Annotated in this window: 16 protein-coding genes and 1 other RNA gene; all 17 read left to right on the forward strand. The window is 63.4% G+C overall.

The window, feature by feature from the left end:
• Positions 1-11 precede the first annotated feature (11 nt).
• The gene (gene pilQ / locus ABIV12_RS05620) at positions 12-2,270 is read left to right on the forward strand and encodes a type IV pilus secretin PilQ (protein ID WP_348057108.1); all 2,259 of its coding nucleotides are present in this window, start codon (positions 12-14) and stop codon (positions 2,268-2,270) included.
• Between the two features lie 80 nt (positions 2,271-2,350).
• On the forward strand, positions 2,351-4,648 hold the full coding sequence (locus ABIV12_RS05625; protein ID WP_348057110.1) for a hypothetical protein: 2,298 nt from the start codon (positions 2,351-2,353) through the stop codon (positions 4,646-4,648).
• Positions 4,649-4,765: 117 nt separating this feature from the next.
• Entirely contained in the window at positions 4,766-5,926 is a 1,161-nt protein-coding gene (locus ABIV12_RS05630; RefSeq protein ID WP_348057112.1) for an EAL domain-containing protein, read from the forward strand.
• Positions 5,927-5,998: 72 nt separating this feature from the next.
• Positions 5,999-6,354: RNase P RNA component class A (gene rnpB, locus ABIV12_RS05635), an RNA gene on the forward strand.
• Positions 6,355-6,626: 272 nt separating this feature from the next.
• Positions 6,627-7,073 (forward strand): division/cell wall cluster transcriptional repressor MraZ, encoded by a 447-nt coding sequence (mraZ, locus tag ABIV12_RS05640; protein ID WP_348057114.1) that lies wholly within the window; start codon positions 6,627-6,629, stop codon positions 7,071-7,073.
• A 13-nt stretch (positions 7,074-7,086) separates the two neighbouring features.
• Entirely contained in the window at positions 7,087-8,004 is a 918-nt protein-coding gene (gene rsmH / locus ABIV12_RS05645; RefSeq protein ID WP_348057116.1) for a 16S rRNA (cytosine(1402)-N(4))-methyltransferase RsmH, read from the forward strand.
• A 2-nt stretch (positions 8,005-8,006) separates the two neighbouring features.
• Positions 8,007-8,270: a cell division protein FtsL gene (gene ftsL, locus ABIV12_RS05650; RefSeq protein WP_348057167.1), complete on the forward strand. Its 264-nt coding sequence runs from the start codon at positions 8,007-8,009 to the stop codon at positions 8,268-8,270.
• Positions 8,271-8,343: 73 nt separating this feature from the next.
• Positions 8,344-10,140 (forward strand): penicillin-binding protein 2, encoded by a 1,797-nt coding sequence (locus ABIV12_RS05655; RefSeq protein WP_348057118.1) that lies wholly within the window; start codon positions 8,344-8,346, stop codon positions 10,138-10,140.
• The gene (locus ABIV12_RS05660; protein WP_348057120.1) at positions 10,137-11,657 is read left to right on the forward strand and encodes a UDP-N-acetylmuramoyl-L-alanyl-D-glutamate--2,6-diaminopimelate ligase; all 1,521 of its coding nucleotides are present in this window, start codon (positions 10,137-10,139) and stop codon (positions 11,655-11,657) included. Before ABIV12_RS05655 ends, ABIV12_RS05660 begins: the two co-directional genes overlap by 4 nt.
• Positions 11,651-13,027, forward strand: coding sequence for a UDP-N-acetylmuramoyl-tripeptide--D-alanyl-D-alanine ligase (gene murF, locus ABIV12_RS05665; protein ID WP_348057122.1), 1,377 nt, complete (start codon positions 11,651-11,653; stop codon positions 13,025-13,027). The genes ABIV12_RS05660 and murF overlap by 7 nt, the downstream gene beginning before the upstream one ends.
• Positions 13,017-14,150 (forward strand): phospho-N-acetylmuramoyl-pentapeptide-transferase, encoded by a 1,134-nt coding sequence (mraY, locus tag ABIV12_RS05670; protein WP_348057124.1) that lies wholly within the window; start codon positions 13,017-13,019, stop codon positions 14,148-14,150. Before murF ends, mraY begins: the two co-directional genes overlap by 11 nt.
• Complete coding sequence (gene ftsW, locus ABIV12_RS05675; RefSeq protein ID WP_348057126.1) at positions 14,150-15,358, forward strand: putative lipid II flippase FtsW; 1,209 nt, start codon at positions 14,150-14,152, stop codon at positions 15,356-15,358. The genes mraY and ftsW overlap by 1 nt, the downstream gene beginning before the upstream one ends.
• Positions 15,359-15,396: 38 nt before the next feature.
• Positions 15,397-16,440: an undecaprenyldiphospho-muramoylpentapeptide beta-N-acetylglucosaminyltransferase gene (gene murG, locus ABIV12_RS05680; RefSeq protein ID WP_348057169.1), complete on the forward strand. Its 1,044-nt coding sequence runs from the start codon at positions 15,397-15,399 to the stop codon at positions 16,438-16,440.
• Positions 16,437-17,903, forward strand: coding sequence for a UDP-N-acetylmuramate--L-alanine ligase (gene murC / locus ABIV12_RS05685; protein ID WP_348057128.1), 1,467 nt, complete (start codon positions 16,437-16,439; stop codon positions 17,901-17,903). Before murG ends, murC begins: the two co-directional genes overlap by 4 nt.
• Positions 17,900-18,853, forward strand: coding sequence for a D-alanine--D-alanine ligase (locus ABIV12_RS05690; RefSeq protein WP_348057130.1), 954 nt, complete (start codon positions 17,900-17,902; stop codon positions 18,851-18,853). Before murC ends, ABIV12_RS05690 begins: the two co-directional genes overlap by 4 nt.
• Positions 18,850-19,674, forward strand: coding sequence for a cell division protein FtsQ/DivIB (locus ABIV12_RS05695; protein ID WP_348057132.1), 825 nt, complete (start codon positions 18,850-18,852; stop codon positions 19,672-19,674). The genes ABIV12_RS05690 and ABIV12_RS05695 overlap by 4 nt, the downstream gene beginning before the upstream one ends.
• Positions 19,671-20,906, forward strand: a complete 1,236-nt coding sequence (gene ftsA, locus ABIV12_RS05700) for a cell division protein FtsA (RefSeq protein ID WP_348057134.1) — start codon at positions 19,671-19,673, stop codon at positions 20,904-20,906. The genes ABIV12_RS05695 and ftsA overlap by 4 nt, the downstream gene beginning before the upstream one ends.
• Positions 20,907-20,933 lie beyond the last annotated feature (27 nt).

Genomic DNA, 20,933 nt, shown 5'->3' on the forward strand with positions numbered 1-20,933 from the left:
GGACAAAGCTCATGACTACCACATTCGCCGCCACCTCCAAGCACAGGTTTGCCTCCGGGCCGATCCGCATCTGTGTCTGCGGGATGCTGCTCCTCATCGGTATCCTGCTGGGCCCGGTCGCCCGTGCCGAGAACGTGCTTGAGGATCTCAGTTCGACTGCGTTGCCTGGCGGGAAAGTTGAGGTGACGCTGAAGTTCGCGAACCCGGCAACCGTTCCCCAGGTGTTCTCCACCGAGACGCCTCCGAGTATTGCACTTGACTTCGCCGACACGCGAAACGGGTTTGCGAAGCGGCATATCGATGTCAGTGCGGGAGCGACTTCCGCGGTATCGGCGATCGAAGCCGCCGGACGAACGCGCGTGGTTGTGGACCTCTTCCGCATCGCGGGGTATGAAACGCGCGTCAATGGCAACAATCTGGTTCTTACAATCAACAATGGCGTGATGGGTTCGAGCAGCATCGCAGCCGCGGTTTCGAAGAGCGATCCCACGAAAGCCGTGGTGGCACCACAGACTGTCGAGGTATCGAACATCGATTTCCGACGCGGCAAGAACGGCGAAGGCCGTGTCGTCATCAGCTTCACCGGTCCCGGTGCTTCGGCCAACCTCAAGCGCGAAGGCGGAACGATCAACCTCGATCTGCTCAACGTCAAGTTGCCACCCAATCAGGCGCAGCATCTCGACGTTCTCGACTTTGCCACTCCGGTGCAATCGATCGACACGCGCGCCAAGAACGGCGGCATCCATATGCAGATCGTCGCGAAGCCGCCTTTCGAGCAGTTGGCGTACCAGACCGGTAGCGAATACGTGGTCGAGGTGTCGCAGAAGAAAGACGATCCGAAGTTGAAGGGAAAGAACGCCGAGCCGGAGTATTCCGGCAGCCGCGTCACATTCAACTTCCAGGATATTCCCGCACGATCGGTGCTTCAGCTGATTGCCGACGTCTCGGATCTCAACATCGTCGTAGCCGACAGCGTGCAGGGCAATGTCACATTGCGCCTGATCAATGTTCCGTGGGACCAGGCACTCGACATCGTGCTGCAGGCCAAAGGCCTCGACAAGCGACGTCGCGGAAATGTGATCTGGGTGGCTCCGCAAAAAGAGATCGCGGAGCGCGAGGAATCGATCGCCGACGCGCGCCTGAAACTCGAGGACAAGGAAGCGCTGGTTTCCGACTACATTCCCGTGAGCTATGGCAAGGCCAAGGACATTGCGTCCCTGCTCACGTCAGATGCGAAGTCCGGGCAGTCAGGCAGCAGCAGTACTGCGGGCCAGCAACAGCGCGGCTTTCTGTCGTCGCGCGGAAGCGTCACCTTCGATGACCGCACGAATACCCTGTTGGTCAGCGACATTCCGTCCAAGATCCTGGAAATTCGCCAGCTCATCGCGGTTCTGGATCGACCGGTCCAGCAGGTACTGATCGAGGCACGCATCGTCATTGCAACGGACAGTTTCGCGCGTGAGCTGGGTGTCAAGTTCGGCGTCAGCGGTGCTCACACCGATTCGAACGGAAATGTCGCCGTGACGAGTGGCAATATTGCAGGTGCAGACTACATGGCTGACCAGGCTTTCGCCGGTCGGCTCGCGAACGGAGTTCCCTATCCGATTTATCCGCCGGGTCTCGAGGGTGGCCGCGTCACGCAAACCGACAACAATCTGAGCAACCGCCTCAATGTGAACATGCCGGCTGCCAATCCCGCGGGAAGTTTCGGTCTCGCAATCCTCGGTGCCGATTACCTGCTGGATCTCGAGCTCTCCGCCGCCCAGACGGAAGGACGCAGCGAGGTGGTTTCAAGTCCACGCGTCATCACGGCGAATCAGCGTGAAGCCGACATCAAACAGGGTCAGGAAATTGGCTATGTGACGTATCAGGCGGGTGTGGGTGGCAGCACCGGCACTCCGACCGTGAACTTCAAGGATGTAGTGCTGGAGTTGAAGGTGACTCCGACCATCACCGCCGACGACCGCGTGGTGCTGAATCTCAACGTGAAGAAAGATGCCGTTGCCGGATACGTGAACAGTCCCGGGGGCGGACAGACCCCGACGATCGACAAGCGGGAGATCAGCACTGAGGTGCTGGTCGACAATGGTCAGACGGTGGTGCTGGGCGGCGTATACGAGGTCAGCAAGTCCGACAACGTCAAGAAGGTACCGTTGTTGGGTGATGTTCCCGTCCTCGGCAACCTGTTCAAGAACAAGGGACGCAATGACACCAAGGCGGAGCTCCTGATCTTCGTCACGCCGCGTATCCTGAGCGACAACCTCAAGTGACCGGCCGGTGTAACGCAACACGCGCAGGATGCCGATCCGGCATCCCCGGTGAAACGAATATGAAGGCTTGGAGATCCAAAATGAATGTTTCCGGCAAGATCCTGGGACTGGTGCTCGCCAGTCTGGCAATGGCGAGTTGCGGCGGTGGCGGCGGTGGCGGTAGCTTCCAGGCCCCCACCAGTGGCACGTTGACACTCAGCGCGACGACGACGACGTTGCCGACGAATACGGGAAACTACTCCCCGGACGACCACGGTCCAAATCAGGCTGAGATCACCATCACTGCGCGAAACCCGAATGGTTCGCTGATGCCTGGCGATATCACTGTCGCGATTTCCCCCGTCAACGTGGCGGCAATCTCCGTCCTCAATGACGGTACAGCCACCTCGGATCAGCTCTTCGGAACCTACCCGATCAAGGGAAGCAACGGTGTCGCAACGGCGTTTGTCAACGCCCGTCTTGTCGCCGGCACGACGGTGTTTACCGCGACGACGCAGGACGCGAGCACTGGTCGCACAATCAGTCAGACGCTGACGTTCACCGTCACCAGTGGTGTCGGCAATTCTCCCGCGACGGTCGACCTCGCGGCGAGTCCGTCGGGCGTTTACCTGCCGAGCTCCGGAGGCAACAACGCCTCGTCCATCAAGGCGACCGTTCGTGACGGCGGCGGCCAGTTTGTGCCCGATCCGGCCACAGGCAATTCCGGCGTCGACAATGTCCAGTTCCAGATCATCAGCGACGCCGGAAACGCGACGCTCTCGTCCAATTCGGTCACCGGTCCCGTGTCGGGAACCACGGTTACTTCGCACACGGTGCAAGGCCAGGCGACTGCCTCCTTCCAGGCCGGCGACACAACGCCGCTGGCGCCGATTCAAATCCGGGCAACCGTTGATCGCGCGGACAACAATGTCTCCAACGGCATTCAGGATCCGGTGTCGCAGACGACGTCCGTGATCGTCTCCGACGGCAAGTTGTACTCGATCCAGATCACCTCGCCGATCATTGCTCCGAGCCTTCCGGGAATCACGATCAATTGCGTGACCGATCCGTGCCCGGACAGCACCGGCAACGTGTCTGCCGACGTGAATATTCCGCCGAACCCGGACGCCACGCTCAGTCTCGTTGTGACGGCAAAGGCGCAGGATCGTCAGGGTAATCCGGTACTTCCAGGCACACCGATCCGGTTCGGTTCGGTCGACGAACCGGTCGGCGCGCCCGGCGCATCCAATGACAATGAATTTCTTCTCTCCGGGTTCGATGGCAATCCGCAGGAAGGCGGAACGACGTTCACAGCTCCGACAGGCCATTTCACCGGAGCAAACGGCGCGGGTCCCGGTGACGCACTGGTCGTCTTCGGGCAGGCGGTTCCTGGCAATGCCGATCTTGAAAGCGCAGTTACGGTGACGTCGGTGAACAGTGCCACGAACCTCACGGTCAGACCCGCGTTCAATCGCAACGACACCACTGGCGCAAGCGTGGATCAGGGCCCGATCCTTCCGTATCTCATCGGACGTTCGCGTCATGGCAGCATCACGGCAGTGAGCACGACAGACGCTTCGGGCGTTGCGCATGCCTCGTTGACATACACCGTCAGCACCGTAGGTAGTTCGGTGGCCATCTGGGCACAAGGTGATGGAATCGATCGGGTCACCAACGGAGCGAACGTTGTGACCGACGCTGGAACCCTGACCTACCCGGGTGTCGCACCGGCGACGATTTCGGCGTCCCCGGATCCAATCATCGGAGACACCACCTCAGAGGTCACCGTTTGCGTTGCAGACGCTTTGGGCATTCCTCTGCGCGGTCTGCCGGTTGGCTTCCAGTTCGTGTTGACGGGCGGTGGCACCGGCTCGATCGATGGCGTTCCTGGCAGCGGCGTGTTTGCCGACCTCACCAATACCAGCGGATGCGCGACTGGCGTCGTCGTCACCGCGGGCATTCCAGCGGGCGCCGCGGGTGGTGTGCTGAATCTGAGTGCGGCAGGGCAGACAACCAGCGTGAACATCTCTGTCCAGGTCGCGACGCTGCAGGTTTCGCCCAATTCGGTGCATGTACCTACCGCGGGCAACACGACGTTGATCACGGTCACCGCGCGCACAGCGAGCGGCTCTGTGGTTCCGGGCGCAGTGATCACCGGCACGTGTTCCGCGTCGCAGGGAACGATCACGTTGACGCCTTCAAGCGCATCGACGTCCGCGTCCGGAACCGCCACGTTTTCGGCCGCCGCCAGCGGATTCGTCTCCGCGGGCACGCCGCCGACGACGGGCACGGGTAGCTGCGTGTTCTCGACTCCCGGCAGCGGCAGTGCGACCGTGACGTTCAGCGGGACCGCAACGTGCAACGACTTCAGTCCGCCGACGTGTCCGCCGACGCCCTGATTCGATTCACCTGAGCTCGACAACGAAGGGCCGCAGCAATGCGGCCCTTTTTTTGTGTAGCATCGGTTCGTCGCCCTCATTCCGCGGCGCGTGTACGCATTTCCGGGGAGTCGCGCGGTGCAGCCCTACAGCGAGTCATTCAAAACGGGCTCGATCATATTTGCGGAGGGTGATTCGCCGACTGGCGCCTACCTGATCGAGTCCGGCCGCATCGAAATCAGCACCCGGCAATTCGGCGAGCACCGCGTTCTCGACGAGCTCGGCCCCGGAATGCTCCTCGGCGAAATGGCCGTGCTCGACGATTCACCGAGGACCGCAACGGCCCGCGCCGTCACTGACTGCGCATTGACCCCCATTGATGCCGATCAATTCGCCGAGCGACTGGCCGCGGCCGATCCGATCGTTCGCGCGCTGCTCATGAGTCAGCTCACGCGCTATCGCTCCGCACTTGCGACACTGACGGGTGGCACGCCAGGCACGGAGAACGTCGCCCTCGGTCGGCACGGCAACGCTGACGCGTTCGGCAAGATCCGGCTGGAAAGCGAGCTGCGTGCTGCGCTGGAGCGAAAGGAACTCGAAGTACGTCTCCAGCCGATCGAGGAAATTGTCAGTGGCCGCATCGCAGGGTACGAAGCACTCGTACGATGGCAGCATCCGGAGCGCGGCGCTGTATCGCCGGCCGAATTCATCCGTCTTGCCGAAGAGACGTCGCTGATCCTCCCGGTCGGTGACTATGTTCTGGAGCGGGTGTGCGACATGCTTCTGGAATTCAAGCAGCGAGGCGACAAACGGCTGCCTTTCATCGCCGTGAACATGTCGGCCCGGCAGCTCGATGATCCGAAGATGGTCGAGCGCATTCTGGCCCTGCTGCATTCGCGTGGATTGCCGGCGGACCGATTGAAGCTCGAAGTGACCGAGAGCCTCGTGCTCAACTCGGCCCACATTGCCGAATTCCTCGCGCGTTGCCATGCCGCCGGAATGCACGTCGCGCTGGATGACTTCGGCACCGGCTATTCGAATCTCGGGCCGTTGCTGACGCTCAGCTTCGACCAGATCAAGTTGGATGGAAGCTTTGTCAAGGCGCTCGACACCTCCCGCGGCGTCGCGGTCGTCGGCGTGATTGTCGCAATGGCGCGTGCGCTCGATTGCGACCTGATCGCCGAAGGTGTCGAGACGCACGAGCAGCGCGAGGTCCTGCACAAACTCGGGTGCCGTTACGCGCAGGGCTGGCTGGTCGGCAAGCCCATCCCACTTCAGGAAGTACTCAACCCCGTCTGAGCGCGAGGCGTCGCGTGCCGGATCCATCTGCGCAGCTGTCGTGTGATCGCCGCGCCGGTTAGACTTGGCTCGGGAGCCGGCCAGGCAGCCGCGTCGCTGATGAAGCGCCGAGGAAAGTCCGGGCTCCACAGGGCAAGGTGCCAGGTAACGCCTGGGCGGCGCAAGCCGACGGAAAGTGCAACAGAAAACAAACCGCCGAACGGCATCGAAAGATGCGCGTGGTAAGGGTGAAACGGTGTGGTAAGAGCACACCGCACGCGGGGACAACGTCGCGTGGCACGGCAAACCCCACCTGGAGCAAGACCAAATAGGGGAACCATGACGTGGCCCGCGTCGTTCCCGGGTTGGTTGCTTGAGCCCTGCGGTGACGCAGGGTCTAGAGGAATGGCTGCCCACGACAGAACCCGGCTTATCGGCCGGCTCCCACTTCGTCGGTCCCGGCGCGACTGTGCCGGGACTCGTCTCGCGGTGCCGCGTCCCGCGTCATCCCGTACTGAAAGGGCCGCGCGTCCACGCGCCTGTCCGCACGTATTGCTTTCAATACGTTGGCGTCCTCTCCTCACGTGGTCTCTGAAATATCAGCCCATTTGCCCTCACAAATCGCTGGATTGCGGGCGGTTTGCGGCCGGATTTTCCTTGACAGCCCATGACTTGCGGCCTAATGTGGATTCAAGTGGTTTTTAGTGGTGTTTAGTGGATCATGTTGCAGGGCGAATCGGCAGTCACGCTGGACGACAAGGGCAGGGTAGCGATCCCGGCGGCCTATCGTGAGCTCGTTGCACAGGCGAGCGCAAACCGGCTGGTCGTGACGTACAACCCGTTCGAGCACGGCTGTCTGTGGATTTTCCCGGAGAAGGAATGGGAACGCGTTCGTGACGAGGTCAATCTGCTGCCGAGTGTGAAGTCGGTCCATCGCAACCTGCAGATGAAGCTGGTCGGCGCGGCCGCGCACGTCGAGCCGGATGGCAATGGACGCATCTCACTGCCGTCCAGCCAACGTGCCGCGACCGGCATCGAGAAGCGTGCGGTTCTGCTTGGCATGGGCAATAAATTCGAATTGTGGGGCGAACAGGCTCATCTGGCGAAGATCCGCGAAACGATCGGAGAGGACCAGATCACGGAGGACATGCTCGAGCTGAAGTTGTGAAGGCGGCTCGTCCATGAGCGCCGCCCAGCGGGGGCATGTGCCGGTGATGTTGGCGGAAGCCGTGGAGGGCCTCCGCGTTCGGTCTGACGGAGTGTATCTGGACGGCACCTTCGGTCGCGGTGGACATGCGCGGGAAGTGCTCGCACGACTGGGGCCGAAGGGTCGGCTCCTTTTGATGGACCGTGATCCGGAAGCCATCGCGACAGCGCGTGGTGAATTTGCAGGCGACGAGCGGGTGGAAATCCATCACGCGAATTTTGCGGCGATGGCGGATTGGGTACAGGCAGAGGCGGGCCTCGACGGCGTATTGCTGGATCTGGGTGTGTCCTCGCCGCAACTGGACGATCCGGTGCGTGGTTTCAGTTTCCAGAATGACGGGCCGCTGGACATGCGCATGGACCCGACGCGTGGCTCAAGTGTGGCGCAGTGGTTGGCAGCGGCGGACGCAACGGACATTGCGGATGTCCTGTGGCGTCTTGGTGAGGAAAAGATGAGTCGACGCATCGCCCGGGCAATCGTGGAACGTGAGCGTCCGTTGGCGACGACGCGTGAACTTGCCGACCTTGTGGCAAAGACCATCGGCTACCGCGAGCGGCACAAACATCCCGCGACGCGCACGTTTCAGGCGCTGCGAATTCACGCGAACGACGAGATCGGCGCACTGCGGCAGGGGCTCGATGCGGCGACCGAGCATTTGAAGCCCGGCGGTCGGCTGGTCGTCATCAGTTTCCACTCGCTCGAAGACCGCGTGGTCAAGCAGTTTGTCCGCGGCGAGATTGCGAAGCCGGTCCGACGCGGCCTGCCACTTCCGGATTCTGTTCCGTCTGCATTGATCGCAATCGGCAAGGCGCAGTTCGCGGGTGAGGCGGAGCTTGCAGCGAATCCGCGCGCGCGCAGTGCGGTATTGCGCGTTGCGGAGAAGCGTTCGTGATCGTGCGTTCGGTCGCCATGGCGATCTTGCTGACGGCCACGCTCGTGACCGCGATCGGCGTGGTGTATGCGCGCCAGGAGAGCCGCCTCGCATTCGGCGAACTCACCCGCCTCGGGAACGAGCGTGACGACCTCAACGTCGAGTTCGGCCGACTGCAGCTCGAGCAGGCCACCTGGGCAGAAAACAACAGGATCGACCAGATCGCACGCGGCCGGCTCGGGATGATTTCGCCCAAGGCTACTGAAACCATCGTGATCAAGCGGTGACGATCATGCTCCCCTCCCGCGCCTCCATTGCTCGCGCTCATCACGCATTGGTCTTGGACTTGAACGCTCGCGCATGCGTCGATGGACTGGCGGCAATGCAATGAACGAGCGCGTGCAGCCGATCAATCCGCGAACGCGACTGTACGTCGTGGTTGCCATGCTCGGGCTGGCGTCGAGCGCGCTCGTCGTGCGCGCGGTCGACCTGCAGGTCGTGCGCAAGGATTTCTACCAGGAGCAAGGGGACGCGCGCTATCTGCGTGATCTGGAGATTCCGGTCTCGCGTGGAACGATCTTCGATCGCAACGGCGAGCCGCTCGCGGTCTCGACCCCGGTCGAGTCGATCTGGGCCCATCCGTCGACCTTGCTTGATCACGCCGACCGGCTGTCAGAGCTTGCGAATGCAGCCGGCCTCGACGAGGACGCACTCAAACAGAAGCTGGCGGTTTACTCCGACAAGGAATTCGTCTATCTCAAGCGACATCTGAATCCGGATGATGCGCAGGCAATCCTCAAGCTCGACATTCCCGGAGTCGCCAGCCAGCGAGAGTTTCGCCGCTATTACCCGAGCGGCGAAGTGGTCGCCCACGTGCTCGGCTTCACAAACATCGACGACGCCGGGCAGGAGGGTCTGGAACTCGCCTTCAACCAGTGGCTGGCCGGTGAAAAGGGCGTGAAGCGTGTGATTCGCGATCGACTCGGTCACGAGGTCGAGAACGTCGAACTGGTCCGCGAAGCGCGCCCTGGGAAGGACCTGACGATCTCGATCGACCGGCGCATCCAGTATCTCGCGTACCGCGAATTGAAGGCTGCACTGGCGGAACATCACGCCTCGTCGGGGTCGATGGTGATTCTCGATGTGCCGACCGGCGAAATTCTCGCCATGGTCAACCAGCCATCGTTCAACCCGAACGCGCGCGCAAACATCGATCCGGCATACCGGCGAAATCGCGCGGTCACCGACGTCGTCGAGCCGGGTTCAACCATGAAGGCCTTCACGATTTCAGCCGCGCTGGAAAGCGGCAAATGGAAAGCGCATACACCGATCGACACGTCGCCCGGCACGTACACGCTGTACGGGCACACGATCAGCGACGTCCACAACAAGGGACTGATCGACGTCACGGGCGTGATCACCTATTCCAGCAACGTCGGTGCCGCAAGGATTGCCGGCACCATGACGCGTGAACACATGTACGACGTCTTCCACCGGTTCGGATTCGGTGAGGTGACCGGATGCGGATTCCCGGGGGAATCGCCGGGCAATTTGCCGATTTCCAAGAACTGGGGGCCTGTTGAACAAGCGACGATCGCCTATGGCTACGGCCTGAGCGTCACGCCCTTGCAACTTGCGCAGGGTTACGCCGCGCTCGCCAATCAGGGGCGCCTGCGTTCGCCGACGTTCGTGAAGGGCGCACAGAGCCCGGATCGCGCCGTCATCGATCCACAGATTGCGGCGAGCCTCAACACGATGCTCGAAACTGTCGTCCATCCGCCGGGTGGCGGAATCAAGGCGTCGATCACCAATTACCGCGTGGCGGGCAAGACGGGCACGTCGCGAACGGCGATCGGTGGTGGTTATCAGAAAAAATATATCTCGCTGTTCGCCGGCATGGTTCCTGTCAGTGCGCCGCGTCTGGTGGGTGTGGTCGTGATTCACGATCCGCAGGGCGTCTACTACGGTGCGCTGGTGTCCGCGCCGGTGTTCGGCAAGGTCATGGAAGGCGCCCTCCGGCTGTTGGACGTTCCGCCCGACGACGTCCAGAACTGGTACACCGCGGCGCCCGAAAGCGGGCGCACCCTGAATGCTGCGCATCAGGCGCCCGGCGGCACGGCTGTGGAGCCGGATTTTTCGGAAGGCGTGCCCGAATGAATCTCCCACGCCGCGCCATGAGCGTTCGCGACCTTCTTGAAGGTCGCAACATCCCGGGCTCGTCGGGTGATATCCGCGTCAGCGGACTCGCTCTTGATTCGCGTCGCGTCAGTGCCGGCGATGCATTCGTCGCGCTTGCCGGAACGCGGATGCACGGCATCACGTTTGCCCCGGCGGCGTCGGATCGCGGTGCGGTGGTTGTCCTGGCGGAAACGCCGGTCACTTCCGCATCCGCGCCCGACGTCTCCACCTCCGGCAAGGACGCCGGAGACCCTGTTCCAGTCGTGTGGATCGACGACTTGCGCGACACGCTCGGTTCGATTGCCTCGCGTTTCAATGGCGATCCGTCGCATCACCTCACCATCGTCGGAGTGACCGGCACCAACGGCAAGACATCGGCCGTGCAGTTGCTGGCGCAGGCGCTCCAGCAGACCGGCCGAACATCCGCAACCATTGGTACGCTTGGCGCAGGCATGTACGGACACGTCGAAGCGAGCGAGCGCACCACGCCCGACGCGATCGCCGTGCACGGATTGCTGGGGCAGTTCCTGGAGGAGGGCGCGACCCACGTCGCCATGGAAGTGTCGTCGCACGCGCTCGAACAGGGGCGCGTCAATGCGGTCGCGTTCGATCTCGCGGTGTTCACCAATCTCACGCGGGATCATCTCGACTATCACGGCTCGATGGCCGCCTACGGCGCTGCGAAACAGCGATTGTTCTCATGGCCAGGGCTGCGCGCGGCCATCATCAATTTTGACGATGCGTTCGGTCGGGCTCTGGCGACGACGATTCCGCACGGAATCGCGGTGTTGCGCTACGGCATCGAGCGCGACGATGCAGACGTCATTGCGAGGGCCTTGGAAACCGCAGCGTCGGGACAGGAGTTCGACCTGATTACGCCATGGGGTGAAGGGCGCGTTCGCACGCCTCTGCTCGGGCGATTCAACATTTCGAACCTGCTGGCGGTTGCCGCGTGTCTCGGGCAGCTCGGCTTCGGATTCGACGACATCCAGTCGGCGCTGATGACGCTCGAGCCGGTCGCAGGGCGCATGAGCCGCCTCGGCGGCAGCGCGGAGCAACCGCTGGTCGTTGTCGACTACGCGCATACGCCCGACGCGCTCGAGCAAGCGTTGACCAGCCTCCGCGCACATTGCAGCGGCCGGCTCATCTGTGTCTTCGGCTGCGGTGGCGAGCGCGACGAAGGCAAGCGCCCGCAGATGGGTGCGATCGCCGAGGCGCTGGCCAATACGATCATCGTGACCGACGACAATCCACGCTCCGAGGACGGCGACCTCATCGTTGCCCAGATTGTTGCGGGGCTCGCGCGACCGCAGGAAGCGATCATCGAACGCGACCGCGCTGCTGCAATCCGCAGCGCGATCGAACAGGCAACCCGCAGCGACGTCGTACTGGTCGCAGGGAAAGGACACGAGCCGTACCAGGAAATTGGCGGGACGCGTTATCCCTTCGACGACCTGAAGGTCGCACGCCAGACGTTGGAGCAACGCGCATGTTGAACCTTCGCCTGACCGACATCGCGAAGTGGACAGGCGGCCGCCTGTTCGGTACGGACGCGGTGATCGACAGGGTGTGGATCGACAGCCGGACGCTGGAAGCGGGCAGCCTGTTCGTGGCATTGGTCGGCGAACACCATGACGCGCACGATTTCGCAGGTGCCGCCGCTGCGCGCGGGGCAGCAGGGCTTCTGGTGTCGCGCGAACTGGCGATCGATGTGCCACAGGTCGTCGTCGCCGATACGCTGCTCGCACTCGGCGAACTGGCGCGCGTGGTGCGCGCGCGCAGCCGTGCACGCGTCGTCGGGATCACCGGCTCGAACGGCAAGACCACGGTGAAGACGCTGGTTGCATCGATCCTCGAACGGCACGGTCGCACCCACGTCAATGCCGGCAACTTCAACAACGAGATCGGTCTTCCACTGACCCTTCTCGCAATGCCGGAGGATGCCGAATACGCGGTTGTCGAAATGGGAGCTGGCAAGCCGGGAGACATCGCGTATCTCGCACGTATTGCGCAGCCGGATGTCGCTCTGGTCAACAACGTCGCTGCTGCGCACCTGGAACGGATGGGTTCGTTGCAAGGCGTCGCCGAGACCAAGGGAGCGATTTACCGCTCGCTTCCCGTGGACGGCGTTGCGGTGATCAATGCGGATGACGCATTCGCCGAATACTTCGCGCGCATTTCAAGTGCGCGCAAGACGCTGCGCTTCGGCTTGCTCCGGCGTGCGGACATCAGTGCGAATCTCGATTCCGAAGTGAACGCGGAAGGCCACATCCGACTGCTCACGCCGAATGTCAGTACCGATGTCGCGCTGCCGCTGGCGGGCCGTCACAACGTGATGAACGCGCTTGCGGCAAGTGCCGTGGCGATGGCGCTTGGTGTGCCGTTGTCGACGATTCGTGCAGGTCTCGAAGCGGCACCGTCCGTCGCCGGCCGCCTGATGCGACATGCCCACGCGTCGGGTGCTGTCCTCATCGATGACAGCTACAACGCGAATCCAGGTTCGTTTGCGGCAGCGATCGCGACACTTGCCGATGAACCCGGCGAGCGCGTGCTGGTGATGGGAGACATGGCCGAACTCGGGCCGGACGCCGAACGACTGCACGGCGAAGTCGGTGCGCTCGCGAAACGCAGTGGCATCCAGAAGCTGCGCGCCGTTGGAAAGTTGAGCCGTGCGGCGGTCGACGCATTCAAGGGTGACGCAATCCACTTCGGCGACCAGGCACAGCTTTCCGATGCATTGCGCCGCGACGTGCGCGAAGGTGTGACGTTGCTGGTGAAGGGATCGCGTTCGTCTGCGATGGACCGCGTGGTGGACGCACTGCTCGAGCGTCAGCACGCGCATGGAGGCGAGCGCCATGTTGCTTGAACTCGCCGATCTGCTCAAAGCCTGGGTGAGCGGCTTCCACCTTTTCCAGTACCTTACGTTCCGCGCGATCATGAGCACGCTCACCGCGCTCGCGGTGTCGCTGCTGGCGGGCCCCGCGATCATCCGCAAACTCGCCGCGGTGAAGGCCGGTCAGGTGATCCGCAGCGACGGTCCGCAATCGCATCTGGTGAAGGCCGGAACGCCGACGATGGGTGGCGTGCTGATCATTGCGTCGATCTCGGTGTCGACGCTGCTGTGGGCCGACCTTCGCAATCGCTATGTGTGGCTCGTGCTTGGCGTGATGCTCGCGTTCGGGGCCATCGGCTTCTACGACGACTACAAGAAGCTCGTGTTGAAAGACAGCCGCGGCCTCGCCGCACGCTGGAAGTATTTGTGGCAGTCGGTGTTTGGCTTGGCGGTTGCACTGTTCCTGTATTTCACCGCGGACACGCCGGCGGCGACGACCTTCTACCTGCCTTTGATCAAGCACGCACAGGTTCCGCTCGCGTACGCGGCAACGACAGCGGCAAGCTCGCCGTGGCTCGCCGGATTCGGCGCCATTGCGTTCATCGGTCTCGCATATTTCATCATTGTTGGATTCTCCAACGCGGTGAACCTCACCGATGGTCTCGATGGACTTGCGATCATGCCGAGCGTGCTGGTCGGCACCGCGCTTGGTGTGTTTGCCTACCTCGCCGGCAACCGCGTCTTTTCCGAGTATCTCGGCATTCCGGCGATTCCGGGTGCCGGCGAACTGGCCGTGTTCTGCAGTGCGCTCGGCGGCGCAGGCCTCGGATTCCTGTGGTTCAACACGTATCCGGCGCAGGTCTTCATGGGAGACATCGGTGCGCTCGCCATCGGCGCGGCACTCGGTTGCGTTGCGGTGATCGTTCGGCAGGAAGTCGTTCTGCTGATCATGGGTGGCGTGTTCGTGATGGAAACCGTGTCGGTCATCCTGCAGGTTGCGAGTTTCAAGCTCACCGGCAAGCGCATCTTTCGCATGGCGCCGATCCACCATCATTTTGAACTGAAGGGCTGGCCGGAGCCCCGCGTGATCGTGCGTTTCTGGATCATCAGCGTGGTGCTGGTGCTGATCGGTCTCGCGACCCTCAAGGTGCGCTGATGCTGCTGTTTGATTTCAACAACGAATCGCAGGCGACGCGCTTCAGCGACGCAAAAGGTCGCTACGACCTCGGCCTCGTGCTCGCAGCCATGATGCTGGCGAGCCTCGGCATCGTGATGGTCGCGTCCAGTTCGATCGCGGTCGCCGAAACCGCGCACGTCGGACCGTTCTACTACCTGGCTCGCCACCTTGCGTTCATCGCGCTCGGCCTGACGGCCGCGGTCGTCGTTTCGCGGATCGAATTGCGTTGGGTCGAGAAAAATGCGGTCCTCCTGCTGCTCGGCGGCATCATGCTGTTGCTTCTCGTGTTTGTGCCGTTCATCGGCATCCGCGTCAACGGCGCGCGACGGTGGATCCGCCTCGGCTTCGTCGGGTTTCAGTCGGTCGAGGCCGTGAAGCTCATTCTGATCGTCTACATGGCGAGCTACCTCGTACGCCATCGCGAGAACGTCCAGACCCGGCTGTTCGGCGTGATCAAGCCTCTGTCGATCGCCGGTTTGCTGATGGTGATGCTGCTTGCGCAACCGGATTTCGGATCCGCGACGCTGCTGGGGGCGGTAACGATCGGGATGGTCTGGCTCGGCGGGGCGCGTGTGCGGCATCTCGCGTTGCTCGGTGCGATCGCTGTCCCCGCACTTGCCGCCGTCGCGATGAGCCAGGATTACCGCGTCAAGCGCATGACGTCGTTCCTCGATCCGTGGGCCGATCCATTCAAGGACGGCTTTCAGTTGACGCAGGCCCTGATCGCGATCGGTCGTGGTGAATGGTTCGGCGTGGGTCTCGGCGCGTCGATCCAGAAACTGTCCTACCTGCCCGAAGCGCACACGGATTTCATCCTTGCTGTCATCGCCGAGGAACTGGGACTCGCCGGCATCGTGCTCGTTCTGGGCCTCTTCGCCTGGCTGGTCGGCCGGGGTTTCATGATCGGCCTCCGCGCGATCAATCAGAACCAGCGCTTCGCCGGATACTGTGCTTTCGGCGTTTCCATGATGCTTGCGCTGCAAGCGCTCGTCTCGATCGGCGTGAATCTGGGTGTGCTGCCGACGAAAGGCCTGACGCTTCCACTGATCAGTTCCGGCGGATCCAGCGTGATGATGACGTGCGCGGCGATCGGGCTGCTGGTGCGCGTCAGCTATGAGGTCAGCCGCGATGAAAATGCGGTGATGCAGGCCATCGCGGAACGGCAGTTTGTCGAGGTGCAGCCGTGAACGCGCCCGTCGCCAAATCCGGGGGGCCGGTGCTGATCATGGCCGGCGGCACCGGCGGACACATCTTCCCAGGTCTCGCCGTCGCGGCCGAACTGGCAGCGCGCAGGATTCCGGTGATCTGGCTCGGTGCAACCGGTGGCCTCGAGACGCGACTCGTCCCGCCGAATGGCATCCACATCGAGACAATCGACATCGGCGGCGTGCGCGGGAAAAACCTCATGACGGCGCTGGCGATGCCGTTTCGCCTCATCCGCGCGATCGTCGCCGCGCGCGCCGTGCTGAAGCGGCATGCGCCGCGCAGTGTGATTTCCCTTGGCGGATACGCGGCCGCCCCCGGCGGAATCGCTGCGCGATTCGCAAAATTGCCGCTGGTCGTTCACGAACAAAACCGTGTTCCAGGACTGACCAACCGGCTTCTCGCTCGCTACGCGCAGCGCGTGCTGACCGGTTTTGCAGATGTGTTCCCGCGTGGTGAATGGGTCGGCAATCCAGTGCGCGCCTCCATCACCGGCATCGAGGAACCCGCGCGCCGATACGCCCGTCGCGAAGGACCATTGCAGCTGCTCGTGCTGGGTGGCAGCCAGGGCGCGCAAAGCCTCAATGCGGCATTGCCGGAGGTGTTGCGCCGGCGTGGATCGCGGCTGCCGGTGACGGTGCGCCATCAGTGCGGCGCGAAGCATTTCGACAAGGCGCGCGCGGCATACATGAATGCCGGGATCGAAGCCGACGTCGTTCCGTTCGAGGAAGACATGGCTGCCGCGTACGCATGGGCCGATCTGGTCATTTGCCGAGCGGGCGCGTTGACCCTCGCGGAGCTCGCTGCCGCGGGTGTGCCTGCGATTCTGGTGCCTTATCCGCACGCAGTGGATGATCATCAGACAAAAAACGCGCAGGCCATGGTCGATGCGGGCGCGGCGCGCCTCGTCGCCGAAGACGACGAGTTCGTCAAACGGCTCGGCATCGCATTCGAAGAGATCAGTCAGCGGTCGCAGCTTCTGCAAATGGCGATCGCCGCCCGCACGCTGGCGAAGCCCGATGCAGCTCGCCAGATCGCGGACATCTGCGTGCAGGTGGGTGCATGACGCCCGAGCGCCTCGCCCACCACGCGGACATCATGCAGGACTTCCGACGCGTCCATTTCGTCGGGATCGGTGGCGTCGGCATGAGCGGCATTGCCGAAGTGTTGTGCACGCTTGGCTATTCGGTCTCGGGATCGGACAAGGCGGACAATGCAACGACGCGCCGACTCGCCAGCCTCGGCGTTCGCGTCGATCACGGCCATGACGCCGCGCACGTCGTCGATGTCGATGTGCTCGTCGTGTCGAGTGCGATACAGCCGGACAATCCCGAACTCGTCGCTGCACGCGCACGCCGTATTCCGGTGGTTCCGCGCGCGGAAATGCTCGGTGAGTTGATGCGCTTCCGTCGCGGCATCGCGGTCGCCGGCACGCATGGCAAGACCACAACGACGAGTCTCACCGCGAGCGTGCTTGCCGAGGCGGGACTCGATCCGACGTTCGTCATCGGCGGCCAGCTGATCGCCGCCGGCGCAAACGCACGCCTCGGCACGGGCGAATTCCTCGTCGCTGAGGCCGACGAGTCGGATGGTTCGTTCCTCCTGTTGTCGCCGGTCGTTGCGATCGTCACGAACATCGATGCCGATCATCTTGAGAACTATGGCGGCGATTTCGAGCGGGTGAAGAAGGCGTTTGCGGATTTCCTCCATCGCCTGCCGTTTTATGGCGTGGCGGCGCTGTGCATCGACGATCCGGAGGTCGCGGCGCTGGCGCAGGAAACCCATCGTCGTGTGCTGACCTACGGCATCGAAGGCTCGGCGCATGGTGATGCGGACATCGTCGCCGATGTGCGCGCGTCCGATCTGCGCCAGCTTGGCGGCTCCACGCAATTCACGCTTCATCTTCCTGGCGGCGTCGACGATGTGGACATCACGCTCAATCTGCCGGGCGCGCACAACGTGTTGAATGCGCTGGCGGCATGCGCGGTGGGGTGGCAGCTCGGCGTCCAGCCGGCAGCGATGCAGCGCGCGTTGGCGAAATTCCAGGGCGTCGGGCGCCGCTTCCAACTGCGCGGCGACATCGCTCTCGATCACGGGCACGTGCTGCTCGTCGATGACTACGGCCACCATCCACGAGAGCTTGCGGCGGTCTTTGCGGCTGCACGTGCGGGCTGGTCGGATCGACGGCTGGTGGTCGCGTTCCAGCCGCACCGTTATTCGCGCACGCGCGACCTGCTCGACGACTTTGCGAATATCCTTGCTGAAACGGACGTGCTGGTGCTGACGGAAGTCTATCCGGCCGGTGAAGCGCCGATCACCAACGCCGACGGTCGCGCACTCGCGCGTGCGGTACGCGGGCGTGGCAAGGTCGATCCGGTATTGGTCGAGCACCCACGTGACCTGCGAGTCGCATTGCCGCCGCTGCTGCGTGACGGCGACCTGCTGCTTCTGCTCGGTGCCGGCGACATCGGTGCCGCGGCCAGCGAGCTCGGCGCTCGCGGCCATTTGCGCACGGAGACGCACGCATGACGATCCACGATGCACGCGAATTCGGCCGCGTCGCCGTGGTCATGGGCGGACAGTCGGCCGAGCGTGAGGTGTCGCTCGACTCCGGTCGCAACGTGCTCGCGGCGCTGCGCGCGCGCAATGTCGATGCACATGCGGTCGATGGAATTCCCGCCTTGCTCGATGCGTTGCGTGCGGGTCACTACGCACGCGTATTCAACATCCTCCACGGCCAGCATGGTGGCGGAGAGGACGGCGTTCTGCAGGGCGCACTCGAATCACTGCATGTTCCGTACACCGGATCGGGCGTGCTGGGCTCCGCGCTGTCGATGGACAAGGTGCGCACCAAGCAGGTGTGGATCGCCGAAGGCTTGCCGACGCCGCGCTACGTCGCATTGCGCAAGGGTGTTGGGTCGGGTGGAGTCGATGTGCACGCGGCTGCCGCGACAATCGGCTTGCCGGTCATCGTGAAGCCGGCCTGCGAAGGGTCGAGCGTCGGTGTGACGCGCGTGTTCGAAGAATCCGATCTCGCCGCAGCAGCGGCGCTTGCTGCGCGCTACCCGGGCGATCTTCTGGTGGAGGAGATGATCGAAGGCGACGAGCTCACGGTTGCGATCCTTGGTCGCGACGCACTGCCGTCGATCCGCATCGTGCCGAAGACTGCGTTCTACGACTACCACGCCAAGTACGTGGCGGAGGACACGCAGTATCTGTGTCCAGGCCTCGACGGCGATGCCGAGACGCAGATCCGCGCGCTCGCGCTCGCCGCGTTCGACGCAGTCGGGTGTTCCGGGTGGGGACGCGTCGACGTGATGCGCAACCGTGGCGGCGACAATTTTCTCCTCGAAGTGAACACCGCGCCGGGAATGACCAGCCATTCGCTGGTTCCCAAATCCGCAGGCACGGTCGGCATCGATTTCGAGACGCTCTGCTGGCGCGTTCTGGAAACCTCGTTCGGGAGGGACGAGCCATGAACGGCCTTCTGAAATTCGTGGCTTGGGCGATCGCGTTGACGTTGGTCGCGCTGCCGATTGTCGGTGTGCTCAACGGCTGGTTCGCGAGCGACCGCTGGCCCGTCACGAAGCTGAGCGTCCGTGCCGAGTTCGATCACGTCAATGCCGAGCAGATCCGTGCGGCGGCCCAACCGCTGCTCGGTGAAGGTTTCTTCGCGATCAAGCTCGACAACGTGCGTGATTCAGTCGCGCGACTTCCGTGGGTCGAGTACACCGAGGCGCGCAAGCGCTGGCCCGACACGATCGATCTCGTCGTCTACGAACAGCAGCCTTATGCGCGCTGGGGCGAGGACCGGCTGGTCAATCGCCACGGCAAGATCTTCACCGTCGCCGGCACCGACGGCCTGCAAGGTCTGCCCAAGCTCGCGGGTCCCGACGACCGTCTGGGCGATGTGCTCGTGTTCTACGCAGACTGCCTCCGTGAACTGACCGGCAGCGGCTTGGTCATCGATGCACTGACGCTGTCGCCGCGCGGTGGCTGGAGGCTGGATCTCGCGTCTGGCGCTGTCATCGAACTGGGCCACGAGGGTTCGAAGCGTCGGTTGAAGCGCTTCCTTGACGTCTGGCCGCGCCTCGCCGGCTCGCACGCCGGTTCGCTCGCCTACGTGGACCTGCGCTACGAAAACGGGTTTGCAATGCGCTGGGCCGAGTCGCTGCCTGTCGCGCCGCCGCCTGTAGGTCTGGGGATACGAGATCGGGGACTGCACATTCCCGCTCGCGACGACCTGCGTCTGGTGACACAAATCCCGAATCCCCAATCCCGAATCCCGGCTCCGACATGAATCGAAAGAGCGAAAAAAACCTGATCGTCGGCCTCGATGTCGGTACGTCGAAGATCGTCGCGATCGTCGGCGAACACGCGCCGGGCGAGGCGGTCGAAATCATCGGCATCGGCTCGCACCCGGCGCATGGTCTCAAGCGCGGAGTCGTGGTGGATATCGATTCAACCGTGCATTCGATCCAGCGTGCGATCGAAGAGGCCGAGCTGATGGCGGGTTGCCAGATCCGCTCGGTGTACGCATCGATTTCCGGCAGCCACATCAGGGACGAGAACTCGCACGGCACCGCGCCGATCCGCGACCGGGAAGTCACCGCCAGCGACCTCGACGCGGTCCTCAACTCCGCGTGCGCGATCGCCATTCCGGCCGACCGCACGGTGCTGTACCGCGAACCGCAGGAATACCTGATCGACGGCCAGGAAGGCATCCGCCACCCGGTCGGCATGTCGGGTGTGCGTCTCGAAGCCAACGTGCATCTGGTCACTGGTGCCGCCAGCGCGATCCAGAACATCACCAAGTGCATCAACCGCTGCGGGTTGCAGGTCGACGAATTGTTGCCGGCCGCTGTCGCGTCGGCGCGCGCGGTGTTGACAGACGACGAGCGCGAACTGGGCGTGTGCCTGGTCGACATCGGCGCCGGCACCACCGACATCGCGATCTACACCGGCGGAGCGTTGCGTCACACGACGTCTCTTGCGATCGGCGGCGACCAGGTGACGTCCGACATCGCGCATCTGATGCGCACTCCGACCGCGCATGCCGAGGAACTGAAGGTGCGCTATGCCTGCGCTCTCGCGCAACTTGCGCATGCGGAGGAGACCATCCAGGTGCCGAGCGTCGGCGACCGTCCGCCGCGGCGTCTCGCGCGGCAGAACCTCGCCGAAGCGGTGCAGCCGCGCTACGAGGAAATCTTCGAGATGGTGCAGGCAGATCTGCGCCGCAGCGGACGCGAGGAACTCGTGCGCGCGGGCATCGTGCTGACCGGCGGCGCGGCGCGCATGGAAGGCGCGCTCGATCTTGCCGAAGAACTGTTCCACATGCCGGTGCGGCTGGGAACGCCGCAGCATGTCAGCGGGTTGGCAGACGTGGTTGCGAATCCGATGCAGGCCACCGGCGTGGGTCTTCTTCTGCATGGCAGTCGACGTGACGGGACGCGCAACGTCAGCGCGACGGCCGGATCGACGGCGGGTGGATTGTGGAATCGGGTCTCGACCTGGTTCAAAGGCGAATTCTGACGGGTTTCTCCAACCGCGATGCGGAGC

Origin of the sequence: Dokdonella sp., from assembly GCF_039926425.1 — a bacterium.
Lineage (GTDB): Bacteria > Pseudomonadota > Gammaproteobacteria > Xanthomonadales > Rhodanobacteraceae > Dokdonella_A.